12 protein-coding genes and 1 pseudogene are annotated in these 13,797 nt (G+C 64.5%); 8 read left to right on the top strand and 5 right to left on the bottom strand.

Going from position 1 to position 13,797, the window contains the following annotated elements:
• Positions 1-166 precede the first annotated feature (166 nt).
• The 8 genes from AC0685_RS41205 to AC0685_RS41170 all read left to right on the top strand — a co-directional run bounded on the left by AC0685_RS41205 (position 167) and on the right by AC0685_RS41170 (position 9,213).
• Positions 167-547 carry a hotdog domain-containing protein gene (locus AC0685_RS41205; protein ID WP_478230468.1) on the top strand — a complete coding sequence of 127 codons (381 nt, stop codon included), beginning with the start codon at positions 167-169 and terminating at the stop codon, positions 545-547.
• A complete protein-coding gene (locus AC0685_RS41200; RefSeq protein WP_478230467.1) occupies positions 544-2,064 on the top strand; it encodes a flavin-containing monooxygenase in 1,521 nt (506 codons plus the stop codon). Before AC0685_RS41205 ends, AC0685_RS41200 begins: the two co-directional genes overlap by 4 nt.
• Positions 2,061-3,116 carry an alpha/beta hydrolase gene (locus AC0685_RS41195; RefSeq protein ID WP_478230466.1) on the top strand — a complete coding sequence of 352 codons (1,056 nt, stop codon included), beginning with the start codon at positions 2,061-2,063 and terminating at the stop codon, positions 3,114-3,116. Before AC0685_RS41200 ends, AC0685_RS41195 begins: the two co-directional genes overlap by 4 nt.
• Positions 3,113-4,465 (top strand): flavin monoamine oxidase family protein, encoded by a 1,353-nt coding sequence (locus AC0685_RS41190; protein WP_478230465.1) that lies wholly within the window; start codon positions 3,113-3,115, stop codon positions 4,463-4,465. Before AC0685_RS41195 ends, AC0685_RS41190 begins: the two co-directional genes overlap by 4 nt.
• A gap of 375 nt (positions 4,466-4,840) precedes the next feature.
• Positions 4,841-4,996, top strand: coding sequence for a hypothetical protein (locus AC0685_RS41185; RefSeq protein ID WP_478230464.1), 156 nt, complete (start codon positions 4,841-4,843; stop codon positions 4,994-4,996).
• 485 nt (positions 4,997-5,481) lie between these two features.
• A complete protein-coding gene (locus AC0685_RS41180; protein WP_478230463.1) occupies positions 5,482-6,861 on the top strand; it encodes a hypothetical protein in 1,380 nt (459 codons plus the stop codon).
• Between the two features lie 1,358 nt (positions 6,862-8,219).
• The gene (locus AC0685_RS41175) at positions 8,220-8,648 is read left to right on the top strand and encodes a hypothetical protein (RefSeq protein ID WP_478230462.1); all 429 of its coding nucleotides are present in this window, start codon (positions 8,220-8,222) and stop codon (positions 8,646-8,648) included.
• On the top strand, positions 8,638-9,213 hold the full coding sequence (locus AC0685_RS41170; protein ID WP_478230461.1) for a hypothetical protein: 576 nt from the start codon (positions 8,638-8,640) through the stop codon (positions 9,211-9,213). The genes AC0685_RS41175 and AC0685_RS41170 overlap by 11 nt, the downstream gene beginning before the upstream one ends.
• Positions 9,214-9,287: 74 nt before the next feature.
• On the opposite strand, the gene AC0685_RS41165 is transcribed toward AC0685_RS41170, so the two are convergent.
• The 5 genes and pseudogenes from AC0685_RS41165 to AC0685_RS41145 all read right to left on the bottom strand — a co-directional run.
• Positions 9,288-9,446: a hypothetical protein gene (locus AC0685_RS41165; RefSeq protein ID WP_478230460.1), complete on the bottom strand. Its 159-nt coding sequence runs from the start codon at positions 9,444-9,446 to the stop codon at positions 9,288-9,290.
• Positions 9,447-9,700: 254 nt separating this feature from the next.
• Entirely contained in the window at positions 9,701-10,708 is a 1,008-nt protein-coding gene (locus tag AC0685_RS41160) for a hypothetical protein (RefSeq protein WP_478230459.1), read from the bottom strand.
• A gap of 323 nt (positions 10,709-11,031) precedes the next feature.
• The gene (locus tag AC0685_RS41155) at positions 11,032-12,282 is read right to left on the bottom strand and encodes a 3'-5' exonuclease (protein WP_478230458.1); all 1,251 of its coding nucleotides are present in this window, start codon (positions 12,280-12,282) and stop codon (positions 11,032-11,034) included.
• Positions 12,279-12,983 carry a DUF6218 family protein gene (locus AC0685_RS41150; protein ID WP_478230457.1) on the bottom strand — a complete coding sequence of 235 codons (705 nt, stop codon included), beginning with the start codon at positions 12,981-12,983 and terminating at the stop codon, positions 12,279-12,281. The genes AC0685_RS41155 and AC0685_RS41150 overlap by 4 nt, the downstream gene beginning before the upstream one ends.
• 186 nt (positions 12,984-13,169) lie before the next feature.
• Positions 13,170-13,697: pseudogene (locus AC0685_RS41145) on the bottom strand (transposase); the annotation flags it as partial.
• Between the last annotated feature and the right edge of the window lie 100 nt (positions 13,698-13,797).

The raw sequence follows: 13,797 nt of genomic DNA, 5'->3' as shown, positions 1-13,797 counted from the left end.
TTAGTCATTTGACTCGATCAATTGACGAAGATGATGAGCGCCCCGTCGCGCCTTGTCAACAGCCCCTTTCGGGCGAGCACCTGAACCGCCCCTTGACGAGAGATGAAAGTTGTCACACACTCGATCACCTGACTTAATCGGATGACCTACTAGGTCGGGAGATCTCATGAAAGTCGTCCATCAGCGCTATGTCGCCTACTCCGAGGCTCACTACGCCGGCAATCTCGTCGACGGAGCGTTCGGGCTGGCGCTGTTCGGCGACGCCGGAACGCATCTCGCGATCGTCACGGACGGCCACGAGAGCCTCTTCGCGGGTTACTCGTCCGTCGAATTCCTGGCGCCGGTGCGTGGCGGCGACGTCATCGAGGTCGAGGCCCGCCTCGCGGCGAAGGGCAACCGCAGCCGGACGGTCGACTTCGAGCTGCGCGTCATCGCCAGGGCCCTCGACCACACGGGGAGAGCGGAAGTCCTCGCCGAGCCCATCGTCGCCACCCGTGCCCGCGGGACCGGTGTCATACCCGCAGACCGAGAAGGAAGTACAGCATGAAGGACACAGACGCGACGGAGTCCGCCGACATCGTCGTCATCGGCGCCGGCATCTCCGGTATCGGTGCGGCCCGGCATCTGATGGCCGACTTCCCCGACAAGAAGGTCATCCTGCTGGAGTCCCGCGACTCGATCGGCGGGACCTGGGACCTGTTCCGCTATCCAGGCGTCCGGTCCGACTCCGACCTACACACCTACGCCTACGAGTTCAAGCCGTGGCGGCACCGGAGCGCGATCGCCGAAGCGCCATTGATCCGCGAATACCTCGGCGAGACGGTGAGCGAGTTCGGCCTGGACGAGGTCCTCCGGCTCCGGCACCGGGTGACCTCCGCCGACTGGTCCACCGACGAGGCGCGGTGGACGCTACAGGTGACCGTGACCGACGACGCCGGCACCGAACACACGAAGACCATCAAGGCCCGCTTCGTCTTCAGCGCCACCGGCTACTACCGATACGAAGAGGGGTACACACCCCACTTCGAGGGTCGCGACGATTTCCGGGGAGACATCCTGCATCCCCAGCAGTGGCCCGAAGACTACGACCACAGCGGCAAACGCGTGGTGATCATCGGTAGCGGCGCGACGGCGGTGACGATGCTCCCGGCCATGCTGATGGGAGACGACGCCGCGGCACACGTGACGATGCTCCAGCGCACGCCCAGCTACATCGCCTCCCAGCCGAGGGTCGACGGCATCGCCCTCAGGCTCACCAAGCTGCTCGGGGCCAAGCTCGGCTACGCGGCCACGCGCCGCAAGAACATCTGGATCGACTTCCTGCTCGTCAGCACCCTGCGCAAGTTCCCCGACTTCGGGCGGAAGGCGCTGCGCAAGTGGACGCTCAAGGAGCTTCCGGCGGACGTCGACGTGGACACCCATTTCAAACCGCCGTACGCCCCGTGGGACGAGCGCCTCTGTGTCACGCCGGACGGCGAGTTCTTCAAGGCACTCCGCGACAGCGACGCCGAGGTGGTCACCGACCGGATCGACCGCTTCACCGAGGACGGCATCCTCCTGCAGTCGGGCAAGACGTTGAAGGCCGATCTCATCGTCACCGCGACCGGCCTCGTCATGCAGATGCTGGGCGGCATCCAGCCCACAGTGGACGGTCGTCCGGTGAAGATGTCCGACGCCGTCCTCTATCGCGGCGCCCTCATCTCCGGGATGCCGAACTGGGCCATGATGCTCGGCTACACGAAAGCGTCGTGGACCCTCCGGCTGGGCAACGTGTGCCGCCTGGTCGGCGACGTGCTCCGCCGCATGGACACGAACGGCTACGACATCGCGGTCCCGGTCGCCCCGGACGGACTGGCCACCACGGATCTCCTCGACCTCACCGCGGGCTACATGCAGCGGGCGAAGCCCGAACTGCCCCGGCAGGGCACCGAATTGCCGTGGCGGATGCACACGACGTTCGTGAAGGACAACCGGCTGTTCAAGGGACGGCTGGTCGACCGGAACATCCGTTTCTCCGTCCGGACACCCGCCGCCGACCTCACGAGCGCGGCGGCTGACTCATGACCGCGGCGTACCTTACGCTGGGCCAGCGCCTTCAGCGGGCCTTCGTCATCTCCCTGAGCCGCACCCCGGCCCCGCTCCTCAGGCTGCTGGTCCGCCCGCCGGTCAACAGCGCAGGCGATCGGATGGCCGCCGACGTCGCCTTCCTGATGAGACTCACGGAAGCCGGCGACGACTACAGCGACCTTCCGGTGACAACCGCCCGGGAAGTGACCGAACACGACGCCGCCTTGTTCGCCGACCGGATCGCACCTTGCGCGGTCGAGCAGGAGGTCGATCTCGGCGAGGGGTTGCAGGCGACCCGCTACAGCACCTGCACCCCTTCCCGGGGTTTGATCCTTTTCTTCCACGGCGGCGGTTTCGCACTGGGGAGCCGCGCCGGTTACGCCGCCCCGGCGCGGATGCTCGCACGGGGAACGGGCACCGACGTCCTGTCCGTCGAGTACCGACTCGCACCCGAGCACTCGTTCCCGGCGGCGCACGACGACGCGCTCGCCGCGTGGCGGTACGCCGCCGAGCACGCGGCCGACTGGGGTATCGACCCGCACCGGATCGTCGTCGCCGGTGAAAGCGCCGGAGGGAACATCGCCGCCGTGCTCTGCCAGCGGCTTCGTGGCGAAGCCGTCCAGCCGACGGCGCAGGTGCTCATCCAGCCGGTCACCGACATCTCGCAGCGGCGTCCCTCCCAGCACGAGTTCGCCGGATCCCCCGCGCTGTCGGCCAAACAGATCACGTGGTTCATGGGGCACTACCTCCCCGACGGGACCGACCACCTCGACCCGCGGGTCTCCCCTCTGCTGGCAAGCGATCTGACAGGGCTTCCCCGCGCCATCGTGACGGTCGCCGGTTTCGACCCGCTCCGCGACGACGGACTCGCTTACGCGGCCGCGCTGACGGCGAGCGACGTTCCCACCGAGGTGATCCACGAGCGCGAGCTCATGCACGGCTACATCTCCTTCACGGCGGTCAGCCGGAGCAGCAAGACGGCCACGAGACGCCTGGTGCGAGCCATCGCCACGGCGCTGACGTCGACGCCGGAGCGGAGCAGCACATGACCGGATCCCTCCACGAGCATACGGCGGAAGTCGTCGTGGTCGGTGCCGGAATGGCGGGATTGATGGCTGCGACCACCCTGTCCGACCGGGACGTCGTCGTACTCGAAGCCTCCGGCCGGGCCGGCGGCCGCGTGGAGTCAGTTCGCCGCGGTGACTACTGGATCAACCTCGGAACCCAGTTCACCGAAGGCACCGGAACACTGATCGAAGCCCTCGAACGCCATCAGGTCGGCATGGGTACCTTGGCGGGCAAGAAGGTGGCCCTCGCGCTGCACGGAAAAGAGGTCGACACCTCGAATCCGCTCGCCCTGATGTTCCGCTCCCGCATGAACTTCATGGACCGGGTCGGACTGGCGGTCGTCGGCGCCCGCATCCTCGCCGCGACACCGTTCCTGCAGATGAACCCCGACAACCGCCTGGCGAAACGGGTCCGCGCGAAGCTCGACACCCTCTCCGCATCATACGTACTGCGAGGAATCGGCTCCGAGGTCGCGCGGGACATGGTCCGGTCCTGGTCCGGGCAATGGATGGGCTGCGAACCCGAGGAGACCGCCGCGACCCAGTTCGTCATGTCGATGGGCATCCTCCTGACCGACCCGGCGAAGGTTCCCAACCTTTCCCTGCCGGAAGGGGGAAATCAGACCCTCACCGACATCCTGGCGGCCGACCTCGGCGATCGCCTGCGGCTGAACTCGCCGGTGACGTCGGTCGAGTGGACCGAGGACGGCGTCGTCGTGGACTACGAGGACGAGAACGGGCCGGCGCGGATTCGTGCCCGCCGTGCGATCGTCACCGTTCCCGGCGACGTGGCAGTGAAGATCCTGCCGAGTCTCCCGGCCGGGTACCGCACAGCGTTCGACGACATTCGCTACGGCCGGTACGTGGTGGTGGGCTTCTTCACCTGTGAGGAGGGCCCGCAGCGGTGGGACGACTACATCGCTGTGTCGACGCCCCAGCTCTCGTTCCAGGCGATGTTCAACCACGCTGCGGCGTTGCGCGGTCCTGGCCCGCGGAAGCCGGGCGGCGCGCTGGCCTGCTTCGCGGGCGGTGCCGTGGCCGACAGCCTGTTCGAGCTCACCGACGAGGAGATCGTCACCCGATTCACCGCGGACCTTCTCTCGCTTTACCCCGAGCTCGAAGGCAAACTCGACGAGGGAATCGTCCGGCGTCACCACCGGGTCGTGCCGTTCTGGGCACCCGGCGGACGCACCTCACTGCCGACGCTGCGCCGCAATCTCGGCCCCGTCCACCTGGCCGGCGACTACCAGCTCGACATGCCCTCACTCGCCGACGCCGCCGCATCGGGTGAACGGGCCGCGAAGCAGGTCCTGGCAGAAAAGGCTACGTAGTTGTCCGCGAACAGAAACGACCCGTCGTCGGACACGGATTGCTCCGACCAGCACAGGCCGCACGAGCGGTACAGGACCGTATACCGTTCATATTCAACACAAGCCTGTTCACCATGGCCTGGAAGAATCTCGGTGCGCGGCCGAAGGTCGGAGATCCGCATCCCGAGAGGACGAATGAAAGCTACTGCCTCTACGACACGGACGAGTGATTCGGACATCGCAGGGGTTGCGGGAGCCGTGGGAGGCACGACGATGGCTTGGTGGGACAACGCGTCCCCGGGATCGCACGAGCCGTGCGGACCCGGGAGCAGTTGATCGCGGCACTGGTGCCCCACAGCACCCAGCGCCATCCCCAACCTGCCCGGCTAACCGGCCTTGCCCGAACCGCACCTGGCGGTGGAATCAGGCCCTGACCTGCTGATCGGTGCCGTACGCATCGACTGGACCGGCCGCGTCAACGACCGCCTCCTGCTCCGCGCACTCGGCTGGCACCCCGGCGGCTGGCTCTCACTGGACACGTTGCACGGCTGATCGTGATCGCGCACGACCCATCCGGCCAGCACGTGGGTTCTCTCGCGATCGAACTACAGGCTCCGTAGACGGTCTGACCGTGGTCGGTCAACACCTTCTTCCCCAGCCAGCGGTCGAACCTCGGCCGCCGACGGACGGCGACCTATCGAACGCGAGTTCGTAGCTGGATTCACCTGCTCGGGGCCGCTCGACGGACACATCGGCGACAAAGGCCCTAATGACGATGAACGTAGCCATGCCCACTACGAGAACCGCGCAGAACGCGATGCCGATCACCAGTTTTCGCTTCCGGACCCGAGACGGAGGCTCCGTCCGGCACGGCGGTTGGGCAAGGTTCAAACTCTGGTCGTCGACTACACCCCAAGATCATCGACATACCTCACTCCTTGAGCGGAACCACGCCCGTGATCGAGAACGTATCGTTGCGTGTCGGTGTTGATCACGCGGCAGTGCGACCAGGTCGACGTAGAGGGCGCATAAGGAAAATGATGTTGAAGCCGGCGAAGCACGTGCTGAGGGATCTCGCGCAACGCTCGAACGTCTCCCTCCGTTCGGATTACAGTTTGGTTGGCGCCGTGGCCGCCGCCGCAGCCGACGACGACGAAAGGCGCGCAAAGAAGCGGGACGAGGAGAGCAGCGCCAAAGATGACGACGAAGTCCTACGGCGGAAGCCCGAACTCCATCCGATACGCGCATGGGGAGACAGATCCTCGCAGCTGACACCGTGGGACGTGCTGCATGTACTCGGCCGAGCCATCGCATTGGCCAGACGAGGCGCCGCGCGCGGACTCGCCGAGCACTGGGGCGCACTGAAGTACAGCCAGGCGCTGACCGGCGACACAGGTTCATTCCTGAAGCTATCCGCTGAGGGCAAGGAGACGGCGGACTACTACAAGGCCGTTCAGTCGAGTGAACTCGGAGTCGGCTTCGCACTGGCGCTGGCCAGGCGGCTCCTGGCGCAACGATATCCGGATCGCGTCGTCTCCATCGTGCCCGCGGACACGGCGCTGCGCGCAGGCTGGGCCTTGACTAGCAGAGACAAGGGACAACGACAGAACTACCGGTACCGCCCGCAGTTCTTCGCCGAGCTGTGGAAGCCGGAAGCGCCTTCGCTAGTACTGCCGATCGCTTGCAAGGGCAACCACAGCAACGCCGCACACGCCCACGTCCAACTCGCGTCTGCATCGGCTCACGTCGAGGCGGTGCACGTCGGACCATGGAACGAGACCCCCTGCCTGATCTTCAGCACTGAGCTGCCCTTGGATGGCTACGTCACCGTGCACGCCCTCTGCGCCGAAGGAAGCGGCGGATGGCTGGCCAATCCCAGCGCTGAGGGTAGCGACCTGGATGCCGAGCTCAGCGACGTCAACCATTTCCCCCAAATCCACCTCCCTTCCAACGGTGACGAAGCCCGTACCTCGATCCCCGGCTTCCATATCACACCGGATCACTACGAATGGTTCGGGCGCGTGCTCGCACGAACGGCCGCCGCCGGACTGACAGCCTTCGCCGGCAATGGCGAAAAGACCGCCCAGTACTTGACCGAGCGCCAAGGACGGAAGCACTTCATCGGCTTCACGCACGCGGCCACCGGTAGCGTGCAGGACGCGAACCACACCCTCCTCGGCAAACGCTTCGTCGGCACCGACCACGTCTTCCGACTGAACGGCACTCGCGTGGAAGCCTTCTCTGGCGTAGGTGCCGCATTATTCGATCTCCTGGCTCACGGACGAGTGACGCAGTACCGCCACAAGATCTACGAGCACCGCTCCGCCTGGCCCAGCGATTCCTGGGACAGCTCATGGGGCGGCCCGGTATCAATTCACCCGGACGGAACCGTACTCGCCATACGCCTGCTCCCCTGACGTGACAATCCGTTGCGGGGATGCGAGGCCGACCGCATCAACTTCTTGGCCGATCCCCGACCTCCGCGTCCCGGAGGTGATTACTGGACCTTGTCCAGTTCCTGTCCGCCTGGCCGCTGCGTAATGCCAGGGTTTCCGGATTCCTCTTGTTTCCAGCGATGTCCGGAAATGTGCGCGACGAACTCACGAGTATACTTAACGTTAATCCCCGTCCACGCGTCGTCCCACCAACATCGTGCTCCCCTTTGATCAACCATTCCGATCATCGGAGACGCCTGGCCGCACTAACCGCTCCGTCCGACGTTCATCAAGCAACCGTCGAGCGTTCGCCTGACTGAAGGGCAACTTGGCGTCTCCATGCGGCCTGATCCGGCTCCACCAAGCACTGCATCTGGCGGGCGAAGCCCAGCGACAAGCCCGATTCGCCGATTACTTCAGCCGGCGATCAGGTCTCTGATGAACGCAGCGATCGCTACGAACATGCTCACCCCGGCGATGGACATCATCGCCCAGTCGTAACCCGGCCTGTCCGCCCTCGAAGACATGGCGGCCGCACCGCGGACAGCCGAGCTTGGCTGCCGCTCTGGCAAGGCACCACGATCAAAGGTGTCACGCGGCCACATCAAGGTCGGAAGCCCAAGAAAACCCCTACCGCGGACAAGAACAGGAAGCCCGCGCTTGTAACCGACGTGGAAGTCGCACGTGCCGGCGATACCCCGAACAAGCCAGAGACACGGCCGATGCTTGACCGTCTCGACCCTGCAACGAGTCAGCCGAACTACGGTCAAGTAGAGCAGCAAGGCTGCGACTGCGAAAAGCAAAGGCTGCCACAGCCGTTCCGAATAAAAATAGTATGCCAGGACCGCGAGAACCACTCCCCAAGCCCTGAACGGAGTCTTGCGACGACGTCCTCTTGTCACGGATACCTCCCCACATCGATCGTGGCGGTCGCGCATGTGAGGAAACGACCGCCGCTCGAGTGACGGGATGGCACCAGTCGCCCTCCTAATACGACACATGACGTGTCCAAGGGCTAATCCTGAGACTGGTGTTATCACCTGTGAAGCATGCGGGTGACAGAAGCTCGATGTGTATCCAGCCAAATTTGAGGCTTGATGACACATGCACGGCAACCATCGACACATGGACCATGTGGCACGACTGCCGCCGACGAGTGCAACAATTAGAGGCTTCTTCTAGCTCAGGTTCGAATAGCCTCGCCCAATCCTCACGAACGGGTGATCCTGGCGTCGCGGGTTTGTGTCGATCATTCCGGGCACCACCATGGCATGGTGGGACAATGCGTCCCCGGGACCGCACGAGCCGTGCGGCCACGGGAGCAGTTGATAGCGGCACTGGTGCCCGACAGCACCCAGCGCCATCCCCAACCTGCCCGGCTACCGACTCTGCCCGAGCCGCGCCTGCCGGTGGAATCAGGCCCCGACCTGCTGATCGGCGCCGTCCGCATCGACCGGACCGGCCGCGTCAACGAACGCCTCCTGCTCCGCGCACTCGGCTGGCACCCCGGCCGCCGACTCTCACTGGACACGCTGCACGGGCTGATCGTGATCGCACCCGAACCCTCCGGCCCGCACGCCATCGATGCCCGCGGAGCTCTCACCCTTCCCGCCGCGGCCCGCCACCTGTGCGGTATCGAACCCGACCGGCCCCTCGTCCTCGCCGCCTCGATCCACGAACAACTGCTCATCGTGCACCCCGGCACGACCGTCGCTCACCTCCTGACCGACCACTACCGCGAGATAACTGGGCTGGATCATGACGCCTGACCCCGCCCAGATCCTCGCCGCCCGCCAAACACTCGCCGAACTGGGCGTCACCCTCGCAGACCTCCAGGACAACCCAGCCGAGACACCCGGCATCCCCACACTCGCCGACTACCTCCCCCAGGTCATCGCCGCCGCAGGCCCCGGAGCAAGCCGCACCTACGGCAACTACTGGACACGCATGGCCACAGCCTGGGGCGACCGGCGCCTCGACCAGATCACCGCCACCGACATCGAGGCAATGCAACACGACGCCGCCACCCACGCCCGCACCCGACGCAACACCCGCAACGGCCGCCACGCCAGCGAACACGTCGTCGCCGCTGCCCGCGCGATCTTCAACAGGGCCATCGCCGACGACCTCATCCCCGCCGCGGCAAGCCCCGCCCACCGCGTCGCCAAACCCCGCCGACTCCCCAGCCCACGCCGCGCGCTCACCGCCACCGAACTCGACCACATCAACACCGCCGCCCGTTGTAGTGGCAACGACCCCGTCCTCGACGCACTCCTGCTCCGCCTCCACACCGAAACCGCCTGCCGCCGCGGCGGAGCCCTCGCCTCCGCCTAGCGGACCTCGACACCCAATGCCTCGTCCGCCTCAAAGAAGAAGGCGGCACACTCCGCTGGCAACCCATCAGCCCACTACTCGCCAGCCGCCTCGCCGACCACGCCACCGCCCGCGGCACACTCGAACCAGGCGAGCAACTCCTGCGCTACCGCGACGGCCGGGCACTCACCACCCGCCGCGACGACCACCTCTGGAAACGACTCGGCCAGCAACTCCCCTGGATCACCAACCAAGGCATCTCCACACACTGGCTCCGCCACACCACCCTCACCTGGGTCGAACGCCACTACGGCTACGGCATCGCACGCGCCTACGCAGGCCACACCGACAACACCGGCCCCGCCACCACCACCTACATCAAAGCCGACCTCCAAACCGTCGCCACCGCACTCGCCGCAATGACCGGACAACCCCACCCTCTAGCCCAGCCGTAGCGCGCGCACTCAGCTTGTGAGTGACTCCCAGGCTCCGCTGGACGGTCCGCGCGTCACTCCAATCGAGTTGACACTTCCTCCCAAGATGGGGTCGTTGCACTGTCTAACGCCACAGCCACGATAAGCCGACCGAAGACGTCCACCTGAATGTCGTCTGCCCATCCGTTTTCCAGGCGGCGTCGACGCAGCATGTCTTGGCGCTCCTCCAGCTGTTCTCTGCGAAGAACTCCGAGAAACAGATGCGTTTCCGACGATCCGACTAAGTCGGTCTTCACCCAACCACCTCGAACGGGTTCATCGTCGAGGACTTGACGCTCGTCTTTTGGCGCGGTTTCGTATAGATAATCTACAAAATTTGGAACATAGGCGCGCATTCCCATCCTGAAGTCCATCTCTGCGAAACCTAACTCGTCGGTTCCGTCAACCATAGGAGACGAGCGGTCAAACAGCATCTCATTCATTTGCTCCCCCTGAGTAGCAACTGCCTCATCGTCTGAGGCGTCACCAGCCGTCGCGATAGGAGGGGGTTCCTCCACCCTTGCTTCGGGCGCTCGGGAGCCAAGTGGCGGCTCAGGTACGGGCGCCGAGGGCGCCCTTCGCTGATCGTGGGGAGGCAATGTCATATCAAACAGGTCGACCGCCAGTGCCGGACCGCCAAGGCACGTCCATGCCATCGTCACCGGATGGTAGCTGTGACGCTCTGACCAGTCGAGCATCTGATTCAGCCGGCGCCGCTGCTCAGCAGTCGGTCGCATTTTCTTCGGGGGTCGAGTAGATCGCCCCCGCGCCTCTCCAGCCATCCTGGATACGCCAGTTGTCGGGTCGAGGAACAAGAGGTCTGGACGCACTCCCCGCCGACGATAGTCTCCTGCCAGTCTCGCGGGCAGAGCGTCGAAATGCTCAAGGTCGTCATGGTTGCCCGACCATCGGAAGTGGTCGCTCACGGTCGCGGTCAGCATGCCCATTCCCACCGATTCGGTCACAAAGGCCCCGATGTGGCGTGCGGCGGATTTCAGGTCCGCGACCCGCGCCCCCACTCGACTGCTTTTGCTGTTGGACATGCTTAAGAAGCTGAGGACAAGGTTGAGTTCGTGTTGCTTGACCCTGTAAGTCATCCTGCGTCGCAGTGGTGCGGCCAAAGCGTTGACTTTCAGAAGACTAGGAACCCACACACCGATCGACCGGCGCGCGTCCAGGTTCGCACGAACTACTACAAGTTCCCCATTGGCATCGTATCCACTTTCGCAACGAAATATACGCAGGTCCGCAGTTGGCATTTCGCCATTCTACCAACTGTCGCCCACTGGATCGATCAGTGTTTAACTGATTGAAGTATCCGACAACCTTCAACAAAATGTTGATATCCGGCTGACGGGCAGCTCAGTTACACCTTCATTGCTTCAAGAGCGCGAACGAAAGCGTCTTCGGTCACGACGGGAACTCCCAGAAGGCGTGCGTCTTTCGCCTTGCCGGACAACGAATCGGGATCCGCGGCGGCAACGACTCGGGTCTTCCTGCTCACGGAGCTGTTCACCTGGAGGCCGAGGTCTTCCGCTTCCGCTTTGAGCTCGCTGCGCTGACGTCGCATGGCTCCTGTCAGGACGATCCGATCACCAGCGTGCAGGACAAGCCCCCCGATACTGACTTCCGCGACCTGGGTCTGATGCCACGCATCCGACCCAGCCCGTTCTTCACGGAGAACAAGCTCAACCTCGTCGGCATCGAGGCCGAGAAGGCCAGCTACCGCCTCCAGGTCTCGTCGCTCTTCCACGGACACGTGCCCATCCGACCATGCGACTCGCGCGAGATCGCGCAGGTACGCATGGTGCACCTCGATGACCTCCGCTTTGTGCAGACCGAAGTCGTGGGCGACTTCGATCAGCGCGTCAGCCTCCGATACCGAGATCTGCCGGTCGAGTAAGGCTCCATCCAGCACGGCAAGGTAAGCGTCGACTGCGGGCTCACCCTCCCGTGGCACGCGGTCCACCAGCCGGGCGAGAAAGTGCGATTCAGCAGCAGCGGCCGCCTGGCGACGCACCGGCTTGACTAGACCGTGTGGCATGTCGGGTAGATCCCAATGGACGTTCGGCAGGCCCTGCAGCCGAGACGAAGCCATCTCCGGGCCGCTTTCCACCAAGTAGCCGAACAACCGCGCGGCTGCGACAGCGTCCCCAAGCGCAGTGTGGAATCGCACGCCATTGATGCCGACCGCCTTGCAGCACTCAACAAGCGACCGTCGCATTCCAGGCAACACGGCACCTGCGAGCCTCATCGTGCACACACCGCCTGACAGATACCCGGACAGATCCACCGCCAGACGCGCGAATTCAGCGTGCAGGTGCATGGCATCGAATGGCAAGTTGTGCGCGACCACGACACGACCACGGAAGAGTTCGAGCAGGTCGCCGGCGACCTGCTCGAACTTCGGAGCACGACGCACCTCAGCAGCGCGGATACCGTGAATAGCCTGCGGACCAAGATCACGGTCCGGATTCACCAAAGTCGACCACTCGTGAGTGATCTCCCCGGCGAGATCGACATGGACGACCGCGATCTCAGCCACACGATGACGGAAGCCAGGCAGAATCCCCGTCGTCTCGGTATCAACAACGGCAAACCCACGAAGCGACCTCACAGCGGGAGCCTGGTCGTCATGCCGGCCCGCACCGACGCGAGCCAGGACGGCGGCAACGGCTCGGCATCCCCGTGAGCCTCTCGAACATAGCGACGTCTCTTAATGCCTTCGGTCTCAGACCACTGCCGAACCAGCCATCGCAGCACCCCGACCACGGTCAACGCACCCGAACCAACCGCCGTCGACCCGACCACGGGACGAACTTTCGACAGAGACCGCAAATCATCAAAGTCGATCGGTCGCACGGCTACAAAGTCACGGCTCCACTCCACGTCAGCCACATTCTTGAGCTCACGCTTCGCCACCGACACCGCCTCGTCATACGCCGCCCGTCGATCGACGATGTCCGCGAAACACTGAAGCGGCGAGAAGCGCTGCGCGGCCCACCACTTCTGCACATCGATTCCAGCAACCTTGGTGACTCGGTCGAGAACCTCGTCCACATCTCCCGGAACGATCCCGGTGATCGACCTGCGCTCCACCAAAGTCAGGAGGCGCCGAGCTTCGACCTGAGAGCCGAGCAGGTTCTCCAATGAGTAGATCCACGCCCCGACCGGCATCCCCTCAGGACTCACATGCCAGACCGCAACAGACTCCTCCCCGTCCACGCCAGGACCGACCACCATCACGGCACTCGCAGGAGCCGCCAGCGCGACCGGAACCTCCACGACCGCGTTTTCCATCTCGCTAACGTCGCTCACGCACTACCCCACCCTCGAATCGGCCGAACGCCTCAACAAGTCGCAGAACGACTCGAAGTGTTACGGGCGACTACCGATCAGGACGACATCGCTGCCCGCAGAGATCGCCGAAGCGAGGGTCTGAGCCTCACCTCAACAGACTGCGCGTCGGGACTGTAACGCGAACGGTGTTTCCGACCGTGGTTGTCAGTAGGTCTCAGCGCCCGACCAGCGGTCACTGAAGGTGATCGAGAAAGCGTTCAAGGCGGGCTTCCAGCGCATCGTCCACCGGGCCTGCCCGGTGCCGGTCGGGTCCAGACTCCGGGTCACCAGATACAAGCACTTTAGCGCAGCTTGTTCCGTCGGGACATGACGACGTGCCCGCACCGCACGACGATACCGCGAATTCAACGACTCGATCGCGTTCGTGGAGCACAACACACGCCTGATCCCCACATCATAGTCCAAAAACGGGATGAACTCCTCCCACACGTTGCGCCACAGCCGAATCATCGCACCATACTCACCGCCCCACTCCTCCTCCAGTTCATCCAACGCGGCCGCCGCGGCAGCCGCGTTCGGTGCCGTGTAGATCGGTTTCACATCCCTCTTCAACGCATCCCAGTCCCGCTTCGACGCGAGCCGGAACGTATTCCGCAGCAAATGCACCACACACGTCTGCACGATCGCCGCCGGCCACACATTCCCGACCACCTCGGGCAAGTGAGGTGCCCCGCGCCTTCCGGACAGTCGGCCCACTAAGGTGGGAGAGACTGGATCGGAGAATTGAGTGTCTCAGCGTCGGCGGAAGTTTTCGCCTGAGTTCAAGGACGAG

The sequence above is a fragment of the Amycolatopsis sp. NPDC043889 genome (assembly GCF_056435645.1).
This window is presented reverse-complemented; position numbering and strand designations above follow the sequence as displayed.

What these genes read in the sequence shown, in the direction of transcription:
- AC0685_RS41190 (WP_478230465.1), top strand. Translation starts at nt 3,113, where the DNA reads ATGACCGGATCCCTCCACGAGCATACGGCGGAAGTCGTCGTGGTCGGT.
- AC0685_RS41205 (WP_478230468.1), top strand. Translation starts at nt 167, where the DNA reads ATGAAAGTCGTCCATCAGCGCTATGTCGCCTACTCCGAGGCTCACTAC.
- AC0685_RS41170 (WP_478230461.1), top strand. Translation starts at nt 8,638, where the DNA reads ATGACGCCTGACCCCGCCCAGATCCTCGCCGCCCGCCAAACACTCGCC.
- AC0685_RS41195 (WP_478230466.1), top strand. Translation starts at nt 2,061, where the DNA reads ATGACCGCGGCGTACCTTACGCTGGGCCAGCGCCTTCAGCGGGCCTTC.
- AC0685_RS41200 (WP_478230467.1), top strand. Translation starts at nt 544, where the DNA reads ATGAAGGACACAGACGCGACGGAGTCCGCCGACATCGTCGTCATCGGC.
- AC0685_RS41180 (WP_478230463.1), top strand. Translation starts at nt 5,482, where the DNA reads ATGATGTTGAAGCCGGCGAAGCACGTGCTGAGGGATCTCGCGCAACGC.
- AC0685_RS41160 (WP_478230459.1), bottom strand. Translation starts at nt 10,708, where the DNA reads ATGTCCAACAGCAAAAGCAGTCGAGTGGGGGCGCGGGTCGCGGACCTG.